General features: G+C 67.8%; 18 protein-coding genes. 3 read left to right on the top strand and 15 right to left on the bottom strand.

The features are described from left to right. The first annotated feature begins 2 nt into the window (after nucleotides 1-2). Genes eccD through MYCSM_RS34700 form a run of 3 tightly spaced genes read left to right on the top strand, consistent with a single transcriptional unit; the run spans nucleotide 3 to nucleotide 4418 of the window. Nucleotides 3-1415 (top strand): type VII secretion integral membrane protein EccD, encoded by a 1413-nt coding sequence (gene eccD, locus MYCSM_RS34710; RefSeq protein ID WP_015298221.1) that lies wholly within the window; start codon nucleotides 3-5, stop codon nucleotides 1413-1415. Further along, nucleotides 1415-2818 (top strand): type VII secretion-associated serine protease mycosin, encoded by a 1404-nt coding sequence (mycP, locus tag MYCSM_RS34705; RefSeq protein WP_015298220.1) that lies wholly within the window; start codon nucleotides 1415-1417, stop codon nucleotides 2816-2818. Before eccD ends, mycP begins: the two co-directional genes overlap by 1 nt. Next, nucleotides 2802-4418, top strand: coding sequence for a Protein of unknown function (DUF2984) (locus MYCSM_RS34700; RefSeq protein ID WP_015298219.1), 1617 nt, complete (start codon nucleotides 2802-2804; stop codon nucleotides 4416-4418). The genes mycP and MYCSM_RS34700 overlap by 17 nt, the downstream gene beginning before the upstream one ends. A 192-nt stretch (nucleotides 4419-4610) precedes the next feature. Here the strand turns inward: MYCSM_RS34700 and MYCSM_RS34695 are convergent, their stop codons facing one another. The 15 genes from MYCSM_RS34695 to MYCSM_RS34625 all read right to left on the bottom strand — a co-directional run bounded on the left by MYCSM_RS34695 (nucleotide 4611) and on the right by MYCSM_RS34625 (nucleotide 22397). After that, on the bottom strand, nucleotides 4611-5264 hold the full coding sequence (locus tag MYCSM_RS34695; protein ID WP_015298218.1) for a TetR family transcriptional regulator: 654 nt from the start codon (nucleotides 5262-5264) through the stop codon (nucleotides 4611-4613). Between the two features lie 159 nt (nucleotides 5265-5423). Beyond that, the gene (locus MYCSM_RS34690) at nucleotides 5424-5711 is read right to left on the bottom strand and encodes a WXG100 family type VII secretion target (protein WP_015298217.1); all 288 of its coding nucleotides are present in this window, start codon (nucleotides 5709-5711) and stop codon (nucleotides 5424-5426) included. A gap of 47 nt (nucleotides 5712-5758) precedes the next feature. Further along, nucleotides 5759-6088: a hypothetical protein gene (locus MYCSM_RS34685; RefSeq protein WP_015298216.1), complete on the bottom strand. Its 330-nt coding sequence runs from the start codon at nucleotides 6086-6088 to the stop codon at nucleotides 5759-5761. Nucleotides 6089-6187: 99 nt separating this feature from the next. Beyond that, complete coding sequence (locus MYCSM_RS34680; protein ID WP_015298215.1) at nucleotides 6188-7552, bottom strand: PPE family protein; 1365 nt, start codon at nucleotides 7550-7552, stop codon at nucleotides 6188-6190. 17 nt (nucleotides 7553-7569) lie between these two features. Then, nucleotides 7570-7884 (bottom strand): PE family protein, encoded by a 315-nt coding sequence (locus MYCSM_RS34675; protein WP_015298214.1) that lies wholly within the window; start codon nucleotides 7882-7884, stop codon nucleotides 7570-7572. Between the two features lie 180 nt (nucleotides 7885-8064). Next, entirely contained in the window at nucleotides 8065-12285 is a 4221-nt protein-coding gene (locus tag MYCSM_RS34670; protein WP_015298213.1) for a type VII secretion protein EccC, read from the bottom strand. A gap of 16 nt (nucleotides 12286-12301) precedes the next feature. After that, entirely contained in the window at nucleotides 12302-13816 is a 1515-nt protein-coding gene (eccB, locus tag MYCSM_RS34665) for a type VII secretion protein EccB (RefSeq protein WP_015298212.1), read from the bottom strand. Beyond that, entirely contained in the window at nucleotides 13813-15657 is a 1845-nt protein-coding gene (gene eccA / locus MYCSM_RS34660) for a type VII secretion AAA-ATPase EccA (RefSeq protein ID WP_015298211.1), read from the bottom strand. Before eccA ends, eccB begins: the two co-directional genes overlap by 4 nt. Beyond that, nucleotides 15654-15962, bottom strand: coding sequence for a hypothetical protein (locus MYCSM_RS34655; protein WP_015298210.1), 309 nt, complete (start codon nucleotides 15960-15962; stop codon nucleotides 15654-15656). The genes eccA and MYCSM_RS34655 overlap by 4 nt, the downstream gene beginning before the upstream one ends. A gap of 152 nt (nucleotides 15963-16114) precedes the next feature. Continuing rightward, complete coding sequence (locus MYCSM_RS34650; protein ID WP_015298209.1) at nucleotides 16115-17731, bottom strand: hypothetical protein; 1617 nt, start codon at nucleotides 17729-17731, stop codon at nucleotides 16115-16117. 49 nt (nucleotides 17732-17780) lie between these two features. Further along, nucleotides 17781-18632 (bottom strand): type VII secretion target, encoded by an 852-nt coding sequence (locus tag MYCSM_RS34645; RefSeq protein WP_015298208.1) that lies wholly within the window; start codon nucleotides 18630-18632, stop codon nucleotides 17781-17783. A gap of 233 nt (nucleotides 18633-18865) precedes the next feature. Next, complete coding sequence (locus MYCSM_RS34640) at nucleotides 18866-19309, bottom strand: hypothetical protein (protein WP_015298207.1); 444 nt, start codon at nucleotides 19307-19309, stop codon at nucleotides 18866-18868. A 168-nt stretch (nucleotides 19310-19477) separates the two neighbouring features. Further along, nucleotides 19478-20170 carry a type VII secretion target gene (locus MYCSM_RS35625; RefSeq protein WP_157681639.1) on the bottom strand — a complete coding sequence of 231 codons (693 nt, stop codon included), beginning with the start codon at nucleotides 20168-20170 and terminating at the stop codon, nucleotides 19478-19480. Next, a complete protein-coding gene (locus MYCSM_RS34630) occupies nucleotides 20157-20405 on the bottom strand; it encodes a hypothetical protein (protein ID WP_015298205.1) in 249 nt (82 codons plus the stop codon). Before MYCSM_RS34630 ends, MYCSM_RS35625 begins: the two co-directional genes overlap by 14 nt. Before the next feature lie 12 nt (nucleotides 20406-20417). Next, on the bottom strand, nucleotides 20418-22397 hold the full coding sequence (locus MYCSM_RS34625; RefSeq protein WP_015298204.1) for a bacterial transcriptional activator domain-containing protein: 1980 nt from the start codon (nucleotides 22395-22397) through the stop codon (nucleotides 20418-20420). Nucleotides 22398-22407: the final 10 nt, after the last annotated feature.

Genomic DNA, 22407 nt, shown 5'->3' with positions numbered 1-22407 from the left:
CCATGGATCCGGCCTCTGCCACCGGGCAGGTCCGCGTCGCGATCATCGGCGACGGCGCGGCCGCCGACCTCGCACTGCCCACCACACTGGCGATCCGCGAACTCATTCCGCGCATCCGCGCCACCCTGGTATCCGGGCGCGATGACGACGCCCTCGAACCCGACGACGTCACCGCCGGGCCGCGCCCGTATTCCCTTGCGCCCCTGGGCGGCACGCCGTTCAGTCTCGACGCCACGCTGGAAACACTGGCCATCGACGACGGCGAGCAGCTGATCCTCTGCAAGCTGCCGCCTGGCCCGGCCGCCCCGCCGGTCGTCGAGGACATCGCCGATGCGTCAGCGATCCACTCGGCCCGCCAGTTCAAACCGTTCACCCATGCCCAGCTGCCGATGGTCGCCCAAGCGGCCGTCCTTGGGCTCGGTGCGTTGGTGTGCGGTCTGGCCATCGACGGCTGGCACCGCGGCTATCAGTGGTGGGCCGCCGGCGCCCTCGGCGCGCTGTCGGTGGTGTACATCCTGGCGACAGTTCTGCTGCGCCGTCGCGGCAACGCAGTCGCCGCGGGCCGCATGGGGGTGGCCACCACGGTTCCCTTGGCCTTGGCCCTGGCCGCTGCCGTCCCCGGCGACGCTGCCTCCCCGCGGGTGTTCCTGGCGGCCGCCGGCTTGGTCGCCTGGTCAATCCTGCTGCTGACCATCACGACGTCGTGGGTGGCCACCTACACCGCGATCATCGCCGTGTCGGCCACCGTGGCACTGGCCGCCGGTGTGCGCATGCTCGCTCACCTGCCATATCTGTCGCTGGGGTGCGGGGTGCTGGCCATCTCGCTGCTGGTGGCACTCAACGCGCCCACAGCGTCAGCGGTGTGGGCCCGATTCCCGCTGCCCAACGTCCCCGCTCCCGGTGAGCCGACTCCGGCACCATCCTCACTGGCCGAGATCGAGGACCTGCCCCGCAAAACGGCGATCAGCGCCTCCTACCAGAGCGGCATGATCGCTGCCTCGGTGATCCTGGCCGTCATCGGCTCGGTACTGGTGCTGTGGCTGCCCGACCAGCCGCCCCTGTTGGCGTGGTGGCTGGTCATCGCCACCATCACTGTCACCGTGCTGCGGATGCGGATCTGGGATTCGGCAGTTCCCTCGCTGTGGTTCCTGTCCGCACCGTTCGTGACGGCGCTGACGTTGGCGGTGGCGTTCGCCGTGACCGGGCACCTGGAGGCCGGCATGTACGCGACTGCGGCGGTGGCGGGCCTGACGATGGCCCTTCTGGTCGCCTCGGTGCTCAAGCCTCGCGAACTGACCATCCCGCAACGCCGCTACCTCGACTTGTTCGAGAACGCTCTGCTGGTCACCATCGCACCCTCACTGCTGTGGCTGGTGGGTCTGGTCAGCCTCATTCGCAACCGGGGGGCCATCTGATGTTGCGACAGCTCGGTTCCCTCGCCGCGGCGGTGGCTCTGCTGGTGGTGTGCTCACCGCCGCCGGCGGCGCTGGCCCTTACTCAGCCCGTCGTCGACCCGGCAGCCCTGCCACCGGACGGACCACCCTCACCCGAGCAGGAAATGCGTCACAACGACGGACCGCCCACATTCAACGGTGCGCTGCCCGGTTTCGACCCGGCCGCCATCCCGCCCAGCCAGGCGATGCTGAATCTGCCCGAGGCGTGGAAGACCTCTCGGGGCAGGGGAGTGGCCGTGGCGGTCATCGACTCCGGCGTCACGCCGCAGCCGCGTCTGCCCAACCTCAACCCCGGCGGCGACTACGTCGACCCGCCGGCCAATGGATTGGTCGATGAGGACGGGCACGGCACAGCGGTGGCCGGCATCATCGCCGGCCAGCCCGGTCCCGATGGTTTCTCCGGCGTCGCTCCCGAGGCGTCGATCGTGTCGATCAGGCAGACCTCAGCGCACTGGGCACCCCGCATGCCCAGCGGTGGTGACCCGCAGGTGGTCAAGACCGCCGGCGACATCGCCACCTTGGCTCGCGCCGTCCGTCACGCCGCCGACATTCCGTTCGTCCGGGTCATCAACATCTCGATCGTGGACTGCATCGCCCAGTACAAGCAGGTCGACCAGGCGGCCTTGGGCGCCGCGCTGCGCTACGCGGCGATCGACAAGGACATCGTGGTCGTCGCCGCCGCGGGCAACACCGGCGAGTCCGGGTCCGGCACCGGCGGTGGCGGCAACTGCACCAGCAATCCGCTCACCGATCCCAAGAACCCGCAAGATCCCCGCAACTGGGCCGGCGCGACCACGATCTCCACGCCGTCCTACTGGCAGCCCTACGTGTTATCGGTCGCCTCGCTGACCCCCGATGGCCAGCCCTCGGGATTCACCATGGCCGGCCCTTGGGTCGGCGTCGCTGCGCCGGGCGAGCAGATCGTGTCGCTGGGCAACGCGCCGAACTCCGGCCTCGTCAACGGCCAGCCCTCCACCAAGGAACCTCTGGTCCCCATCAACGGCACCAGCTTTGCCGCCGCATACGTCTCCGGCGTCGCAGCTCTGGTCCGCTCGGAGTTCCCCGACTTGTCGGCCCGCCAGATCGTCAACCGCATCGTTGCGTCGGCCCATAATGCCGCCCGCGCGCCGTCCAACGTCGTCGGCGCCGGCGTCATCGACCCGGTTGCTGCACTCACCTGGAATATCCCCGACGGGGAGAAGGTCCCGGCCAACATGCCGGTGGTCCGCGTCGCACCGCCGGCACCGCCGCCACCGGACAACCGACTGCCCCGCCTGATCGCCCTGGGCGGCGGCCTCCTCGTCGTCGCCGTCGCGATCATCGCCGTCACCATGATTGGAATGCGCCGTGGCAACTCCCGTTGACCGCACCCGAGGCCGACTCGCCCCAGCGGTACCGAGTTGGCGTCGCCTGACCGTCCTGGTGTCGCTATTGCTGTTGGGGTGGGCCGCTCTCCTGCCGCCAGGACGCACACCGCAGTGGTGGCACTACGCCATCGGCGTCGCCCTCATCCTGGCGTTCCTGGGGTCTTGGCATGGCCAGCACGTATCCACGACGGTGCGCCGCTGGGCGCCGATGTCGGCCTTCAACCGGCGCCTGCGCAGCCGCAGAGTCACCAGTCGCGGCGACACCGCACCCGAGACGCCGGACGCGCCGGCGCGGGGCTCCAACATCCTGGAAGCACGGGTCGTCATCCACCTTCGTCCGCACCCGCACGCCCTGACCACCCCCGCCGACACCGCCGACCAGCTGCCATGGCGGTTCATTACCAGCTGGCTCGACCGCTACGGCGTGCGCGCCGACGAGCTGACCATCAGCGCCCTCACCAGGACCCCGCCGCCAAGCGGTCTGCGCACCGACGCGGCCGCGCTCTTGACCGGCCGCACTCCACAGCACCGTGACACCTGGCTCACGTACACGCTGCGCGCTCAGAGCAACGTGGGGGCACTGACCGCCCGGCGCACCACGATGGGCCACGCCACAGCCGATTCAACCGGCATCGGAGCCGAGGACGGCTCGACGCCGCAGCAGACCGCTCTGGCCGACACCGTGGAGCGCCGCCTGGTCGCCGAGCTGCGCGAGCAGGGATGGTTGGCCACCCTGACCGAGGTCGACGAGGTTCCGACGTTCGCGCCGGCGTCGGCAACGGTTCGGCGCGAGCATTGGACGGCCACCGAGCACTCCGACGGGTTCCGTGCGGTGTACGCCGTTGAACCTGGGCAGCTGGCACGGGTGCTCGATGCCCTTCCGTCGTTGGCGTCCAAGGCGACGTGGGTGACGATGACGGTGCGCGACCCCAGCAGCCAGTCTGTGACGATCGACGCCGCGGTTGGTGTGGTCAGCAGTGCCAAGCCGGGCCGCAACCCGCTGCCGGGACTTGCGGGATTCCACGGCCTGCACCGCAAAGTCGCCTCGGCCCTGTCGGTGACCGGATTTGACCAGTCACGGTTCGCTTTGCCCCAGGGGCAGCTGTCCTGGGAGGACCTCACATCGCTGCGGTGGACGACCGCGGCCGCCGGGGTGCCCATCGGCTTCAACCGCAATCGCGAGCCGGTGTATCTCGGGTTGGCGTCGCCGGAGCCCGTACGGGTCACCGTCACCGGCACCGGCCAGTTCCAGGTGGGCATCGTCTCGAGGCTGGCGTTGTCCGGCCTTCCGGTGGCGCTGTACGTCACCGATCCTCGACCATGGGCCAGCCTGGGCAATCACGGTGCACCGCAACAGTTCTCTGTTCGGCCGCCCACCTTGTTGCCTGGTTCGATCGTGGTGACTGACGGCAGTGTGGATGCGCCCAGCGGAGCGGCGATCACGGTGACGCTGCGCCGTCCGCAGTCCGCGCAGCCCCCGTCGACGACGGTCGTCATCACCCAGGACGGTGCACGCGCCAACCTGTTCCAGCTCATCACCGCGCATGACCGACAGTGGTTGAGCACCCGCCTCGTCGAGGCTGCGCCCCGGCGGTGACGCGTCCGAGGCCGCATGGCCTGCGACCGGTGTACAGTGATCGGCGTCAGCCCCGAGGCATTCCCGACACCAGCGATGGTGTGTCTGGCCCCTCGGGGCGAAACGCTTTCTAGGGGATCATCATTCGACGCCCACGCACTTTCGCTGGATGCTCCCTACCGCCCAGCTCCAGCGCCGGGCCCCCGAGCCCCGTCAGGGCTCGCGCGGAGGTGCGGGGTCGTCGGCGACTAGCTGGCCTTTTTGGATCATTCTGGTGACGGCGGCGTCCCATCGCGACGTTTGAGCGGGGTCGTACAGCGAGCCGGCCACGTGCCGCTCGATGTGGGGGCGCAGCATGATCGTTCCCACGCGCAGGATCAAGGGCAGCATGTTCGCCCATACCGGGTCGAGGTCGTCGGGGGTAAGGCCTCGGGCGGCGAACGTGGCGCCCTGCTCGGCGCTGATGGCGTAGAAGCCATCGAAGATGACATTGCCGACCTCGCCCCCCTCGGCGAGGGCTCGGCCGACGTAGTCCATGACGTCGGGGTTTTTCGACATCAGCTCGGCGAACCTGCTGCCGGCATCGTTGACGGGGTCATTGGCGGCACCGGTGCCGAGGGGTGCGTCGAGGGCCGCGCTGAAGATGGAGAGCACGTGCCGGTCGATGCAGTCGATCAGCTGGTGCTTGGTGACGTAATAGTGCTGGAGGAGGCCCAGGCTGACCCCGGCTGTCTCGGCGATCATCCTCAGCGACGTGCCGGCGATGCCGTGCTCGGCGAAGCACTTCATCGCCACATCGCGGATCTGCTCTTGCCTGCTGGCCTGCGGGTGGGTGTCCGTGGTCGGGGTGAGCGCGGCGTCGTCCATTACCTGTGATTGTCCCAGAGGTCGTGTCGAATTCCGGCCGACGGGCGCCACCGGTTCTTATCGAGCGCCGGCGCCGGGCCGACGCACGCGTGGGGCGGTCACCGTGTCGGTGACCGCCCCACGTGGTGTGTACGTCGTGCGTTTAAGCCGGGTTCCGGCTCATCCCCACTTGGCGCCCTGGGCGTTGTCGCGGCCCATCATCTGCAGGGTGTTGTTCTCGTGCGCCGAGGCCATGCCGCGCAGTCCCTCGGTGGTCTCCTGCAGCGCCGAGTTCCACTGGGTCATCCACTGCTGCACAGTGGTGCCCGTGTCGCCGACCCAGGATCCGCCCAGGGCGGCCTGCTCGGCTTCGACGTTGCCGCCCATGGCGGTCAGTGCGGCGGCCTGACCGTTCATCTCCGCCGCGGTGCCCAGCATGCCGGGGTAGTTGTAAGTGATCTGTCCCATGATCGAATGTTCCTTTCGGGTGTGAAGTCTGTTGGGCGGGTGAGGGATTAAGCGCGGATGCCGAGGCCGCCGCCGTCGCCGATCGGCACCTGGTTCATCATGTCGGCGCCGGCGGCGTCGGCAGCGGTGTACTCCTGGCCGGCGTCCTGGGTGTTGAGTCCAGCGGTGGCCAGCAACGCGTGCAGCTTCTGCGAGCCCTCCAGGAAACGGGCGTGCGCCTGCTGGAACGCCATCGAGGAGTCACCCTGGTGGAAGGCCAGGGCCTGCTGGGCGGTGGCTTCTGCCTGGTGGAGGGTGGACTGGAACATGGTGGCCGCGTCCTGGACGCCGGCCGCCGAAGCCATCTGCTGAGGAACGTTTGCGTCGAGCATTCCCATTTCGTGTGCCTTCTTTCGCGTGTGTATGGGCTATTCGGTTGCCGCGGTGCGGCGGTGTTCTGTTGGGCTGTGTTGATCCGCGGAGGATGGTCGTAGTCGTCAGCGGCTCATCGCGTAGGCCCCCCCGTCACTGTCGGCGTCGGCGTCTTCGTCGACAGCATCATCATCGGAGTACGTGGTGATCTGTTGAGATCCCTTGCCGCGGCGGTTGTTTGCGCCGTGGCCCATCATGCCGCTGCCGCCGGTTCCAGATCCTCCGGCGCCGGCGCCGGGCATACCGGCAGCCGCTGGCGCCAGGCCCCGAGCGCCGGCCTCTTCGACGGCCACACTGCTGGGTGCTGATCCCCATGAGGAGGGCAGCATCGGCCGGGATGGGCCGCCGCCGAGTGCACCGCCGGCCAGGCTGGTCATGCCGGCCGGGTTGATCCCGCTGACCGGCGCGGTGCCGGCGAACCCGATCTGACCGAGGCCCTGGCTGGCGAGGTCACTGCCGCCGAAGCCGCTGGAGAATTGGCTGAGCATGCTGCTGAGCTGCTGGGGAGCCGACGCCAGCTGTTGCGGGGCCTGCATAAGCATGTTCGCCGGCCCCTGGATCGCCGAGGACGCCGCCTGTGGGGCACTGGAGGCGATCTGGGTGAATTGCTGCATGATGCCGTTGCTCATTTGGTCGGGCTTGAGTTGCTGGCCTGACTGTTCGCCACGGTTGGCCGCGGATTGGGATTGTGAGGCTCCCTGCGTGGCACCCCGCTCGGCGGCCGACGCCGGTTGGCCCGCGGCCTGGCCCGCCAGCAGCTTGCTGCCGATGGCGTCGCCCAGGTCGAGCTGAGCACCGCTGACACCGGCGGCGATCGTGTTGCTGAACGACGCGGCACTCGCGGCGATGTCCCCACTCTCGCCCACGCCCACCATCAGGGTCATGGGGGAGGGCGGGGTATCGGGGATCTCGTCGACTGCCAGTGTGGAGGTGGTGTCGTAGGTGGTTTGCGTGACCGCGGCCTGGTCCCACATCCGGATGTAGTCGGCCTCGTTCATGCCGATCGGAATGGTGTTGACGCCAAAGAAGTTGGTGCCCACCAGAACTCCGTGCACAACATGGTTGGTGATGAGTTCGAGCATGGTGGGCATCATCGCGACGGCGGTGTCGTAGGCGATGGCGATCTCGCCGTGCGCCACCGCAGCCAGCGTCGCCTTCGCAGCGACGTCAGCCATCCACATCAGCAGCGGCTGGTGGGCCATCACGAACTGTTCCGCCGACGGACCCTGGTAATTGGCCTGAACCGAAGCCAGGATCGCTTCCAGTTCAGCCATTCCGGCGACGTACTCGGCGGCTACGTGCGACCACGACGTGCCGGCGGCTACGATTCCTGCGGCAGTGGCGCCGGTGTTCAACAGCGTCGAGTGCACCTCGGGGGGCGCCGCCCCGTAGATCGGCGGCGTGGGAGGGATTGCTCCTACGGCTGGCATGCAGGCATCTCCGGGGTTTAGACGAACCCGCCGGCCGCGGTGTAGGTCGCGACATTCTCGGCGTCACCGGTGGCGTAACTGACACCGGACTCGGCGACACCGTAGGACGAGGCGGCCATCTGGAAGTTGCCCATCGCGGCCATGGCGTCGTGGTCGACGCCCTGGGCCTGCAGGGAGGCGGCCGTCTTGATCGAGGCGATGTCCGAGCCGGGCGGCAGGATCATGTGGTTGGCGACCATGTGCGAGGCGTTGACCGCGAGCAAGTGCCCAGTCAGCGCTGCGACCTGTGCGCTTGCTGCTTCGAGCGCTTCGGGTGTTACGTCGAGTTGCATGGGTAGCGTCCCCTCTTCCGCTGTGACCTATGTGTTCCAGTATCGCCGATGGTTGGCGGTGCCCAATACAGCTTTATTGCCGTCTAGAAACACGGTACCGACAGCAAACGACACCTGCCACTGATTGCAGCAGGCCTTTTACCTGCTCAACACCCCCTAGATGCTCATTTAACATGGCCGTTACATACCGTCTGGATCTGCAGCCAACTGGACGTACCCGCCGTTGTCGTCATTGGTGGCCAGCACGTTTGCTCGGCCAGGGGCCAATCCGGCCTCGAATTTGACGCCGGCCACCTTCTCGTTGTGCGCCCGCGAGGCGAGCATGATGCGGGTCGACGGTTGCGTGGCGATCTGGTGCGGAATCGACGTCGGGGAGATCTCGGCGGTCGAGACGTCCGCGGCGCGGTGCGTCACGATCACACGCAGACCGCGGTCCGCTGCGTTGGCGAAGTGCCGCAGCAGTGGCTCCCAGGTGACGACCGTGCGACCGGCCCCCGGTACGGGCGGGCCGCCGGCTGTGACTGGTGCATGCACCTGGATGCGCGAGGGAACGACGTCCAAGTCGTCGACGATCAGATAGATCTTCGGCCCCTCGAACGACCATGACCGGCGCTCCTCCCAGCTCATACCCGCCGGCGGTTGCCGCTTGTCGAGGATGGCGGCGAGGGACTCGACGTAAGTGGCCATCTGGGCGGCGTCGGTGGCGTAGTAGTCGGCATTGCCGGCGCTGTCGGGGTGCGACTCGGTCAGGATGCGGGTCAGATCACCCTGCCTGCGCTTGGGGTCGAACAACAGGATGCAGGCCTCATCCACCGACGTCCGCTCCGTGACGATGCTGGTCACCATGTTCCGGATGAAGGTCGACTTGCCCTGGTGGTCATCGCCGTAGACCGCCAGCAGCGGCTCTGCGGCGAAGTTGATGACCAGCGGCTGCAGATCCCGTCCACGCAGGCCGATCGCGTGCCGTTCCCCGCCGAGCCCACGAGGGAGGCGGTCGATCGGGATCCGGGTGGGCAACAGCCGCGGCCGCGGCGCCGGCCGCTGTCCGTTGGATTTGGCGACGATCTGGGCCACAGTTTCGCCGATCTTGAGGTCGAGATCCTCCATGCTCGCCACACCATCGGTCCGCCCCACCGCAAATCGGATGACGTCACCCTTGAAGGTGATGCCGCGCCCCGGCTGATCGGCAGGGATGCGGTCCTGGGGCCGGATCATCTTGTCTTCGATCCGCGCACGGACCTGGGAGTTGGTCGACTGAGCCAACTTCAGCTCGTAGCGGGTGTTGATCTGGCCTTGGATGGTGGTGCCCAGGCCGATCCAGTCCGAGGCGGTCACCATGATGTGCACACCGCGGCCGCCACCCGAGAGCGCCTCCACGTTGCGCATCTGAGGGTTCTTAGGGTTCATCAGCGACGTGTTGTCTTTGATGAAGTTCTCCCACCCGTCGACGATGACGAAGATGTCGGTGGGATAGCCGTCGTCGAGGGCGGCTTCGCCGTCTCGGCGGCGCTGGCGCCATTGCTCCAGCGACAGCACATTGTTCTCGTCGAAGATCCGCCGCCGACGGGCCAGCATGACCTCCAGGTCGCCGAAGATGCGCAGATTGAGCTCGTTGCGGCCCTCGCCGCCGATCGCGCCGACGTGGGGCAACTCGCGCACCGCGGCCACTGCCGGGCCACCGTAACCGAGGATGTAGAAGCCGATGTCCTGCGGCGAGTACCGTGCCGCGGCGGACAGCACGAACGTCTGCACCACCGTCGAGGCCTCGTCCTTGCTGGCGGCCAACAGCGAGATGTTGCCCTCGTCGAGCCCGTAGCTGAGCAGACCGTGACTGAGCTGGCGAGGCCGGTCGATCTCGCCGAGCGGCCACCACGGAGTGGAGCCACGCCGCGGCGTCGCCTGGGCCTCACGCAAGACACTGTCCAGCGGGATCGGCTCGTCGAGCGGAGGGGCCCACAGCTGGGCCGCCTGCTTGCCGTAGTAGGCCTTCAGCTGCGGACCAACCGTCAGCGCCAGCGATCGCGGTGGGCCGTCGATCACCGACTCCGCGGCCACCTCCTCCTCGATCACCGTGTCGGGATCGGGTTCGACACGGCCGGCCGTGAACAGCCGCGCACGCGGATTGGCGCTGATCACGCGGCGATTGATCGTGGTGGGCGGCTCGTAGCGCGAGGGCAGCATGAAACCGCGGTACTTCACCGGCTCGGCGCCAGGTGCGCGCACGAAATAGCCTGTGCCCTTTACGTTTTTGCCGTCGGGGATGTGGTAGGCGTCGGGTGCGCCGATGACGCGGCGCGAGATCGACTCCGAGGCCACCTTCAGACCGATGCGGTACTGGGTGTTGTTCGGAATCTGCTTGATCACGCCCTCGTCGAGGGTCTGGCTGGCGAACAGGAAGTGCACACCCTGCGAGCGCCCCTTGCGCGTGACGACGTCGAACACGTCGGCCATGTCGGGATGATCGCGCAGCAGCAGCGAAAACTCGTCGACGATGACCATCATGTAGGGCACCGGCGGCAGGTGCGCGCCGGCCGGGGTGGCGCGGGCCTCGTTGTATTCCAGCAGGGACGAGAATGCCGCGCCTTTGATCTGGTTTCCGGCTTCATGGAAGATGCGCCCTCGTTGGTCGAGCAAACCCAGCAAGGTGTCGCCGAAGCGGTCGACCAACGACTTCTTTTCCTCCATGTTGGTGACAAGGCCAACGACGTGGGGATAGTCGGCCAGGGCGTCGAAGCCGGCGCCGTCCTTGAAGTCGGCGAGGAAGGCCTGCACGACATCGGGGGAGTGTTGCAGGAAGAGGCCGACGACCAGCGCCGCCAGGGTGGTCGACTTCCCCGACCCCGTCATGCCGATCATCAGACCGTGCGGCCCGTTACCACCGTCTGCTTCGTCCTTGAGATCCACGATCAGCGGTGCGCCGCTGGGCTGCAGCCCGATCGGCACCCGCAACAGCGGCTCCAGATCAACCGGTTCTCCGGTGCCGACCGGCAGCATCCGGGGCTTCCACAAGGCCGCGACGTCGAGGTTGGCGGCGTTCGTGATGCCCAACAGCGACAGATTAGTTTGTGCTGCAGCCGATTCGGCGTCTTGGCGACCAACCGAAGCGCTATCCCATTTCGACAGCTGGCGAGCCAAGTGGCGGATCGCCGGGATGTCGAGCGTGTCGGGCTCCGCGCAAAACGTCTTCCACCGGAAGTTGTCCCAGTAGTCCATCGTGGCCGCGGCGTCGGTGGAGTGGCCCTGCCGGATGATGCGCAGCAGCAGCTCGCGCTGATGCACCGCGTAGTCGGGGTCGGGTCCGGCGCCGTGCCGGTAGGCGATGACGGTGACACCGTCACGTGCGGCGATGCGTCGCACCGACGCCGCGGGAGCATCGGGATCGTCGATGACGACCACGACGTGCTTGTTGGCCTTGCTCACCGAGGCGGCGTTGACGGCACCTTTGTCGTCAACGGTCTTGGCTCGTTCTTTCAGCAGCGGTTCGAGCATCGCCTCGACATCGCGCAGCGACGTCGACAGGAAGCGAGCGGGGCCAGCGCCGTCGATATCTTGACCCTCGGTGTGCGGTATCCACTTGGCCCAGCCCCACCGCTTCTCCAGGTGCGGTGAGACGATCGCCAAAGCCGTGTCGTTGGGGGTGTGCCAGCACACCAACTGCGCAATCCACGCACGCACCGCTCCCTCGAACAGTTCACGGTCGCCGTGCACACCAATCATGCCGATACCGGCGAAGTCGATGGCCTTGGGGCAGTGTGGGATTGACTGCTGGACGGCACGCATGTGCTGCAGCGCGGTCTTGGTGACCGGTTCGAGGTCCAGTTCGGATTCGACCGGCTTGACTCGGATCTTGGCGGCCAGCTTCACCTCGTCGCGACCCACGCGGATGTGCAGGTAGTCGTCGTCGCTGGCGCCGCGTTCCCACATCCGCTGGCTGCGAGCGGCACTGGCGGGAGCCGACGGGTCGAAGGTCGGATCGGCGAGCACGGCTTCGAGCAGGTCGGGGTCGGGGTGCGACCATTCGGCTTTGGCCTTCTGGGCGTCGGCGGCGGCGCGGATCTCCTCGGCTTTGCCCGACAGGTAGCGCAGGTATTCCGCCCGTTCGGAGTCCACCTCCGCCTTGGTCATCTCGGTGTTGGCGCCCTGGCCCTGCAACGAGGAGAACAGGCCGAGAGCCATCATGGCCATGAAGAACAGGTACATCGGGTTCATCTGACGGAACCCCATGACGAACATCATCACGACCATGCCGACGATGACGATGCCGAACACCAAGGGCAGCGCCTTTTTCCACGCCGGGACCTCGATGGTGCGGGGCAGCTCCGGCGGCGGCTCGAAGTTGAAATCCTTCGGCTTGGCGACCGGCCCGCTGACGCGGCGCCGCTGGGGGAATCGTGTGCGCATCGCTTGATTCCTTCGGTTAGTGCGCTACCAGCGCATCGTCTTTGGACAAGGTGGGTCCCGCGGCGAACAGGCTCAGTAGAGCCCAGGGGATGGGTAGCGGCTGGTTGGTCATTCCCAGTGCCTGTGCCGGGGATGCGGCCTCACCGGGCCCGGAGGCTTCCATGCCGTAGCGCACGCCGAGGTCGGAGACCCAGAACATTGCTTCTTTGGTCGTGGAGGCGGGCTGCTGGCCGGTGACCTGAACGAAGTAGCCGGTGCCCTTGGGCAGGATGACCCGTTGCGCGGTCCCGGCTGCGCCGTTGAGCGCAACGGGTTTGGCATCGGCGGGCACGGGCAGGGATTGGCCGGCCAACAGGGTCAGTTGTGAGGTCGGGGCGCCGTCGAGCTTGACCCACTGCCCGCACGACACGGGATTGGTGGTTGGGTCCAGGATCTGCAGCGCATTGGTCGGGTAGTCATCCACGGGTACGACGTTGACCTTGGGCGCTTTGTTGATCTGGTCGGGGGTCAATGCGGGCGGTTCGACGAGTCCGTAGGCATCGTTGGCGCGCAGGATGGCGGCGATGACCGGTGAGATGGGTTGCATGCCCTCGGCGCCGACGACGTAGTAGCGCAGCTGGTTGTTCTCGTCGTGGTCGACGACGACCGAGCCGATCAGCGGGGCCGCCTGACCGGGCACCGGCCACGGAAAGCGCGGCGGGTCACCGGCGTTGGCGATGAAGGGCACCACTATCGGGGGCGACTGCGGGATGAGGTTGAGCAGCGCCGGGTTGATGGGGCGAGGGCTGGGGGTGTCGACGTTGATGCCGACTGCGGCGGTCGCCGCGGCGTTGTTCAGGTCGATGGCGCTGCGCTTGCCGTCCCAGATGAGCCAGGTGGACCCGTCGGTCCTGTCGGTGGCCAGGATCGCCGTGTTGTCCGACAAGGGGGTGGCGTGGCCGGGGCCGGGCACCGGATCACCGGAGGTGATGGTGGTGCCGGTCTCGGGGCCGGCGGCGACGTTGTCGCACAGCATCCAGCGGGCGTCTCGGGCCGGGTTCTGTTGCATGCGTGTGGGCGCGTTGGGGATGCCGAGGGTGTTGCCGAGCGGGAACTTGTCGATCTCGGCGGACTTGACGACGGTGGGGGCGTCGGGCTTGCCGACGATCAACCGGGCGCTGGCCAGGTTGAGCACGGGGTGCAGCTCGTCGTTGACCTTGACGTAGAGCGCATTGGACGAGCGTTCGGCCAGGATGACCTGGTTGCCGCTGGCGCCGGCTGGTTTGAGGATGGACAGGATGAAGGCGCCGGCCAGCAAGACCACGCCCAGCATGAGTCCGACGCTCAGTGCGCGGCCTTGACGACGCAGCGGGTCGGTGAGCATGCGGGTGTCGCGCAGTGCGACGCCGTTGCTGATGCGCCGGATCAGGAAACGCCACCCCGAGATCTGGTGTTTGGTGACGAAACCCCAGGGGCGGCTGCGCTGCGAAGTGGGGCCGGGTTCGGCGCTCTTGGAACGGAATCCGCGCCGCGGCTGGGTGGGGGTGGTCATGACGATGCGCCTCCTGCTGATGCACCGCGGGACACTTCGATCTGCTCTTCTCGGTAGGCCCGGTCGAGTTCGCGGTTCACCGCGGCCACCAGATCATCGGCAGTGATGGTCTGCAGGTCCTCTTCCGAGGCGTCGGGGCCGAGCTTGCCGGTGACGTCGAGCCGGTGATCGCGTTCTTCCTCGGCGAAGCCGATGAGATTGTCGGCCAGGCGTGCGTTGCCCAGGACGTCGAGAGCCGGGCGGCGGCGACCCCGCTTGTCCAACGCGGTGGATCTGGACAAATCGGTGTAGGCCTGGCGTAGCGGCTCGGTGTCTTCGATGATGCTGCCGCCCTTGGCGGCCTTGCGGATGGTGATCTCGATCAGTTCGTCGACGGTGTAGGCCGGCAGGACGATTGATCGGGTAAACCGTGAGCGCAGACCGTCGTTGGATTCCAGGAAGGCCTGCATGTCGTCGGGATAGCCGGCGGCGATCACCATCAGCTTGTCGGCGTGATTGGTCATGGCGCGGATGAGTTCGGCGATGACCAGTGGCCCGTAGTCGTTTTCGGATCCGGAGCTGGTGAGCGCGTACGCCTCGTCGATGAACAGAACACCGCCGCCGCTGTCGAGAATGCGGTCCAGGATTTCGCGGACCTTGCGCTCTGAACCGCCGATGACTTGGTCAACGAGGTCGGCGCGGCCCGCCTCGACGAAGGTGTCTGACGGCAGTACGTCGGCGGCGGCCAGCTTTTTGGCGATGACCCGCGCGATCGTCGTCTTACCGGTTCCGGGTGGGCCTTTGAGCAACAGGTGCAGTGACTTGTTGCGATTGGGCAGTCCACGAGCTTCGCGCGCCTTGCCGGCCCGGACACTGGATTCGAGTCGGTCGATCTGTTCCTTGACGTCGGTCATGCCGACGAACTCGGCGAGTTCGGCGTCGGCTTCGGCGCTGAGTTCTTCACGGCGGGCGGCGCCGAGCTGGCGGACGAAGTCACGCTCGCCGGGTTCGGTGGCGGGGTCCCAGTAGCTGGTGCGGGCGTCGATGCGGGCGGCGGTGGTGGCGTGGATTCCGTACCCCTGATCGCTGAGTGCGGTGCCGATGGTGGTGCGCAGGTTCTCGGCGATGCCGGGGACCCCGTAGGCCTCGTTGAGCAGTGCGGTCGCGGTGTCGGGTCGGCCCAGCACCCGCGCGCACAGCGCGGCGGTCAGAAGGGCCTCGGCGCTGGCTGCGGCGATCGGCCCTCGTCCCTGGCTGCTCAGCTGGTCGAAGGCCGGTTCCCACAGGCCCAGGTAGGCCGAGGCTTGTCCGAGGGCGACGGCCATCGCTTGGTGCAGGTAGGGGTCGTTGCTGGCTTGGCTCAGCAGGGGGTCCAACGTCCGGCGGACATCGTGCCAGCGTTTAGCGCGGAAGTAGATGACGGCTAGGACCCAGCTCGCGTAGAGCCGCTGAGTGCTCAGCAGGCGGTCGTCGAGTAGGGCTCGGGCGCCTTCGTAGTCTCCGGCCATCGACCGTGCCGCCGCGCACGCCATGATGACGCCGTCGGCGCCGCGGGCATAGAGGGTGATGTATAGGCCGGTGTCGAATGGGAAGTCCACCGCATCGGCGGTGACGTCGGCGGCGGCGATGAGTTCGCCGGCGGTGTCGATCGAGGCGTAGGCCTTCTCGAGAATGCCGCGATCGGGGGCGCCGCTGGCAGCCAGGCCCAGCCACCCGTCGCACAACTCGGGGTGTTGCGTGGTGAGCCGTTGGAAGCCCACGCGGGCTTGCTGCTTGTCGGCGACCTGCCGGCGGCCGTAGACCTCGGCGCCCAGGGCCGCGCAGCTGCTCGCGAACAGCTCCACCGCGTCGTGGTCGATCACGGCTTCTCCACGATCGCCGCGACTTCGGCGGTCACCTTCGACGACACTTGCGCGAAGCCCTCCTCCGACATCGCCAACAGCAGCTCGCCGAGCTGGTCGCCGGGGTAGCGGTCGAAGATCTCCTCGACGAAGGTGGCGTCGGCGATCATTCCGTCGCCGGCGAAGACGATCTCGTTGTCGCCATCGGGGCAGGGCACGGTGACGCGCAGGCCTTCGACGTTGCGCCGCGCGGATTGGACGCGCTCCAAGAATTCGCTGCCGCGTTTGATCTCGCCGGCCACTTGGGGGTGAAGGGGGATATCCATCGTTTGGCCCTAACGCTGGTCGGCTGCGGTCGTGGGGGTGCGGCGTCCGACACCGGGCGTTCGGCGCGCCGGTGGTGCAGCCACGGTCGGTAGCTGATCGGTCATGCCATCAGCGTGGCACAGAAGTGGGACACGGGGGGCAACGTGTCTGGCTACTGCTCGACGGTGCCGGCAGCATCCTTTTTACGGCGCTCCATACGCGCTTTGACCGCGTTCTGCGCCTCGGGATTGACCACGGGTGCCGTCGGCCGGGACACCTCGCCGACCACGCCGTCGCGGCCGGCGCTTTCCACCTCGGGCAGCGGCTGCTCGTAGCTGTCGATCTTGGAGCCCTTGCTGTCGCCGCCGGGTTTGTGACCCATCGGCATCATTCCGCCACCCATACCGCTAGCTCCCGTGGAACCAGCGGCGGCCGGCTTGATCGGCGCCGAAGCACCAGAGGGAGTCGCGGGGGGCGCTCCGCCCAGCGAGGCCGCTCGGGTCGCGCTGGGCAGGTTGCTCGACGGATGGATGGGGCTGCCGCCGCCCTTGCCGCCACCTCCGGCACCCTTTCCGGCGGTGGGTAGATGCTGTCCCAGGGAAGCAGCCTTGAGGGGTGCCGCGGCTTTCTTGGCGGCATCGCCGCTGAGCTTGCCGACCTGTTGGCCGATCTGCTGGGCCATCTGGCCCACCTGCCCGAGCGACTGCAACGGGTTGGCCTTGCCCAGCGATTGGGTCAGCGGTCCGAGAGCGCCCATGAGCGGCTCCAGCATGTCTCCGCCGGCGGGAGTTGAGGGGTCGCCCGATTTGGCGTTCTTGCCGTCTTTCTTGCCCTTGTGCTGATCGTCGTCGGACGTGCCGTGGCCGTTGGGATCCAGGCCGGGGTCGGTTACGCCGCCCGGCGGGGTGCTGACCGCGGTGCCAGCGTTCTGGTGGCCGGTCGCCGCAGCTCCTTTGAGCTGTTCCTTGTCGTCGAGTGCCTGCTTGAACGCGTCGACCTTGGCTTGGGACAGGCCGCCGTTAAGTGCGTTCTCCAGTTGAGATTCGGCGTAGCCGGTCTTGAGGGCTTGCCACCCCGCGGACGGCCCGACCTGGCTGTAGGTCAAGGTGTGCAGGTTGCCGGCGGCCTCGTAGTGGCCGGCCAACGTCGTGGCGTGCTCGGAGACGGCCTGGGTGAACGCCATTCCCTTGGTCAGCTTGTCCGCCATACCCGGTGTGGGTTGCGATTCCCCGGTGGCCAGCAGCGCGGCGTGGGCATCGGCGAGGCTGAGGTGGGCGGCCTGAGCGCGTGCCGCCAGCGTGGCCAGCTTCGCTCCGGTCGCCATCGCCGGGGTGGGTCCGGCCCCGGCTTCCAGTTGCAGCGCCAGGGCTTCACCCTCGGTGCCGCTGATATCGGGAATGGGTTCGACGTTCGGCATTGCCGGCGGGGCTGCCCCGTCCGATTGGGGCTGGCTCGCGGGTGCCGCAGGGGCGGTGCTGGAGCCACCACTAGCTCCGCCACCGAACTGGTTGTAGTTGGCGGCGAGGTCCTGGTCGGTGGTGTCGTAATCGGCTGCGGTGTCCCTCATTCCGGACGCTGCGTTGGCCGCTTGGCGTGCCCCGTTGCGCACGTGTTGCAGCAGCCAATCGTGGCGGGCGTTGAGGTTGCGCATGATGGTTTCCGACGCAGGATCGGAGGCGCAGGGCGGCGTCGGCGTCGGATCGTCGAAGTCGGACCCGAGTAAGGCGCCGGCCAAGTCGACGAGGTCGCCGGTGCGGCGAAACCCGTCGGTGTCGACGTTCAAGGCCATGGCTTCATTGTCTCCTGGGTGCGCCGCATGGTGGCGCAGCGATTTTCAGCTATCGCGGATTGATCACCGACGGCGGGATGGCAGGTCCAACGTTGGGGCCGGGCTCGGCATAGGGGAGGTTGTAGGGGTTGGGGTTGGGGTTGACCGGCATCGGCCCCGCACCTTCGACGCTCTGGCTGAAGCTGACGGTCTGGTACATGCCGGCGCCTTCGCGATCGCCGGCCTGGTACTCCGCGGCGTGCTCGGTGAACCGTTCGGCGTAGCGGCCGAAGTCGGCGGCCTTGCGATCTAGCTGCGCCTGGCGGCGAGCCAGCCCGGCGACGACGCCGACGGCGACCGGGTAGCCCATCGCGCCGTGGGTGGCGATGATGCGGTTGACCTCGTCGACGGCCTGCGGCCCGATCGCCGCGGCCGCGGCTTGCAGTTGGGCGTACTCGTCGGCGGCGTTGTGCAGGTCCGCTGGGTTGACGTCCAGCTTGCCCGCACCTTGGGCGGCGGGATCGTGCTTGCCGTCCTTGTCGCCGTGGTAGGCGGCGGGGTGAGTGGAGCCGGGTGCGTCGGGACGGTGATCGGGCCACCACAGGTTCGGGTCGGTCTTGTCCTGCACGTAGTCCTTGGTCCAGTACGGCGGGAGTTCTCCGGGGTAGCTGGGCGCCCAGCGCTCGGGCTCGTCGGCTCCGGTGCCGTGGATGCCGTCCAATGTCGAGCGGGGCGCACCGCCGGAGGTGTCGAACTGCTGCTCGGGAATGTAGGGCGGGTACTGCGGTGTCTGCCACGTGCCGTCGGGCCCCACGTTCCCTTCGGGGTACATGGGGTACGGCGCCAGGCTGTCGCCTCCGGGCGGGCCCGACGGGTAGGTGATGTGCGGAGGCGTGGGTTGCGGCTCGTTCGGCTGCGTCATGGTGTCGTCCTCACTGTGATCGGATCAAGCTCGGGGGCAGCGCGGGCCCGGCGCGAGCGGTGTGGTCATCGGTTCCCCTCCCTGGCTTCGGCAAATCGCCGGCGGCTTGATGGGTTGCTCCTCGATGAGCACACGGGTCGGCGAATATCCTCTAGTGCCTTTGTACCTGGCAGGGGCGCTGATCGGCGAGCGTTGGGGCGAGTTTGCCGCCCTCGGTGTGCTGCGGAGTTGGTTCACGGCAGGTAATGGACCTCGAAGCACCGTTTGGCATCCCAGGAATCAGCGCCGTTCGGCGAGGGGTCGTCCCAGATCGACGGGATCGCCGGCGACGGGGCCGGCGGGAGCCAGTCGGGGTTGTCCGACGTGGGCGGGTGGTCGGCTTGCCATTGCATTCTGTCGATCGCGGCCAGGGCCCGTTGGCGAGCTGCGGCGCGTTCTTCTGCTGAGTCGTAGCAGTGCACGCCAGCGCTCAACAGGTCTTGCACCGTTTGATCGTGGTTGGTCGGTTTCGGCTCTGTCCTGGGGCCTAGGAACGCATCCAGGACCACGGCCAGGATGACGGAAGCGACGAAGGCCGCCAGCGCCCAGCCGATGTAGGACACATCGCGACCCACCCGTTCGATGCGTTTGTCGAGCGCGTCGAGGCGTTCGTCGGTGGTCTGTGCTGTCTCGGTCATGTTCCTGCCCCTGCGGTGAATTCCTACCCCGACCGGACTGTATCGCGGGATGAAGACACCGAGCGCGGCCCCAAAACGCTGGCTGAGGTGTGGCTCGCGGCGCGCAGCTGCGTGGGGCAGTTAGTGACCACGAGATGCGCCGGCAGGGCAGAGTCGCTGTCGGCGCGGTTACCAGCTGATCTGTCCTGGCGGCAGCACTTGGATTAGCGGCGGTCGGTTGGGGTCGGACTGCTGTTCGAGGACGAGGTTGCCGTGCTCGTCGGGCCACAGCCGCGCTTTCGTGCCCGGCGCCGGCGGGCCGGACGGTGGGCCGGGTAGGTATTCGGTGTCGGGCAGGGAGCCGTTGAGAATGACCTGGTTGGCGCCGGTGCCGATGTCCTTCTGGATCCACTGTCCTTTGTCATCGACGTACTCGATGCGGGTGGTGTCGGCGGGGCAGTACTTCGCGGGATCGGCGTCGGGGCTGGGCAGCCAGCACACCACCCAGGGCTTGTCGGAATCCTTCGGGGGAGGCTTCGGGTCGACGTGCATCTGCGGGAAGTGCAGGGCGTCGTATACGGCCGCGGCCCGGCGGTCCTCGTCGATGTAGGCGCCGGCGTGGGTGGTGAATCTGTCGGCGTACTCGCCAAATTGGGCGGACTTGGTTTGCACGGAGCGTTCTCGGGCGGCCATGCCCATGGCGATGCCGACGGCGATGGGATACCCCATGGGGCCGTGGGTGGTGGCGATACGTTCGATCTCGGCGGCTGCGCGTGTCGACAATTGCGCTGTGGCGGTGGCCAATTCGGTGTAGTCGTCGGCCGCGCGGTACAGGTCGGCGGGATTGACGTTGAGTTGGCCCATGCTGCTAGTCCGCGTCAAGCAGCGGGTCGTAGCGCTGGACGAACGCTGCCTGGGCGCAGGTGACGAAGAGTTCTTTGAGCCCATCGGCGCCGAGGGATTTCAGTCGTGCGGCCTGGGCGTCGACATCGACGATCTCGCCGGTGGTCCGCACCGACACCGATAGCGCCTCGGGGTCGGTAGCCGCGGTGGTGATGACTTCGTCGTCGTCGTCTTTGAACTGCGTCACGACGATGGAGTGCATGGCGGAATTCATGGCTGGGGGTTCCTAACCTGCTTGTTTGGTGAGATCAGCGACTGCCGGGTCCCGGTCGGGGCCGGGCACGGCGCTGAGGTATTGGCTGCGCAGCGTCTTGAACGCGTCATTGTCGTGGCCGTCGAGCGCTGCTTGCATCCCGATTTGCCATAGGTCTTGGCGGGCGTTGTCGTACCAGAGGCCCTTGCGGGCGATTTCGACTGCGGCCGTGAAGTTCTTGGCTGCGTGGTGCCGCCGGGCCAGCACGACTGCGGTGCCGGCGACGCGGTCACGGATCTCGTCGCGTAGGTCTTTGGTCCATTCCCATTCGCGTGTGGACACCCCGCCCAGCGGTGGTCCGGTGACCAGGTCCATGGCGGCGATGAGGTGGGGGGTGGCGGTGGCGTCGACCAGGATCTCCACCAACCGCTCGAACTCCATCCAGTCCGATCGCACCGCCTTGTCCAGGACGTAGCCGCCATCACGCATGGGGGGCAATGCTTTTGGGCCTCCCGCATGCACGACGCCGAGGCGCGCACGTAGCAGCGACAGCTGCTGGGTGACTGTCTTGTCCGAGGCTGCGCCTCCGTACACGGCGCGCACGATGTCACTGCTGTCGGCGAAACGGTTGTGCTGCAGGAATACCGTGAGTTCGTTGAGCCGCTTTTCCCGCGGGCCGGGCTGCTGGGTGCTGTGCGGGGGACGCAGGTCGACCTGGCCCAGAATGCGGTTCCAGATCGGGGCGACTTCGGGGGCCGGGGAGCTGTCGCCATGGCCGCTGGGGGCAGCTCCGGAGTACGCCGGTGTTGGGACCACCGCGGCGGGTGCCGGAACGTCCCCGGCAGCTTGTGGGTCCTCCACTGCGGGATCAGTGGGCGCCGGCGGGCCGGCGGCCTCGGCCCAGACGGGTGCGGCGCCGACAGCCGCGGCAGGCGGCGCGGTGGGTTCGGCGTCGTCGGTGGACCAGGGCGGCCCGTCGGCATCGTCGAGCGCCGGCGACGCTGCCGCCGCGAAGAAGTCGATCGGCTCGCCGGGCGCCGCATCGGGGGTGGCGGCGGGATCGCTCCCGGCGGCCGGCAGCGGGACGGGCAGGCGGGGGGCGGTGTCGGGCTCATCGAACTGATCGACTGCGATGGGCTCGTCGAGCGGATCGAACGATTCGTCGCCGAACGATTCGTCGCCGGGAAAGACCTCGGGCTCGTAGCTGGGTGTCGGGGGTGGCGCTGGCTGGTCGGTCAGCAGATCAGCGCACCGGTCGACCACCGCGGGCGTGGGCAGGATCAGGGTGGCCGTCATTGCCCGGCTGCCACCGCTGCTGGAGTCCCGGCTGATCTGGCCGAGCCGGTCCGGGCCGCAGGTGATCGTCCACTTCGCGTCGACCGCGGCGTCGCGGCCCAGGTCGATCATGATCTTGCTGGCGGCATTGGACACGATCTGAGCGCGGTCGGTGTAGGTGAGGTCGGGGCCGCACACCAGAACGTCGACAGCGGGGACATGTCCCACCGTGACGGCCTGCACGCGGGTGGTCACCGGCCCGCGCCACACATCCGGTGTCACGCCGATCGTGATGTCGGGGTGGGTCGCCAACAGTTCGAGCACCCACCGACTGATCAGCGCGGTGGTGACGGTCGGGTCGCCGTCAACCCGGATGCGTTGAAAGGCAGCCAGATTGAGCGCGACGAGCGCACCCTCGTCGGTGGTGCCGAACGCGACGAGGTAGACCGGACGCTCCGGGTCGGGCTCGAGGCCGGGGTCCACCACGTCCCAGGGGATGCGGACTTCGTTGGCTGTGGAGTCCGCGGCCCGCCACGGATGCGGCAGCGGCGACTTGAGCCCGGTAACGAAAGTGACCGTCAGCTCGTCGCGCCGTACGGTCACCAACCCGGCGGGCCCGGCCGGGGCCGGGTTGAGGGTGTACAGCGACTCCAAGCGCCGCACGACGTCGACCGCGCGTCCTTGCCCGTACCACCAGGAGGTGACCGGTGCGCTGCTGACCGCGGTGCTCGACGTCATGACGGGGTTC

This window comes from Mycobacterium sp. JS623 (assembly GCF_000328565.1).
Lineage (GTDB): Bacteria > Actinomycetota > Actinomycetes > Mycobacteriales > Mycobacteriaceae > Mycobacterium.
This window is presented reverse-complemented; position numbering and strand designations above follow the sequence as displayed.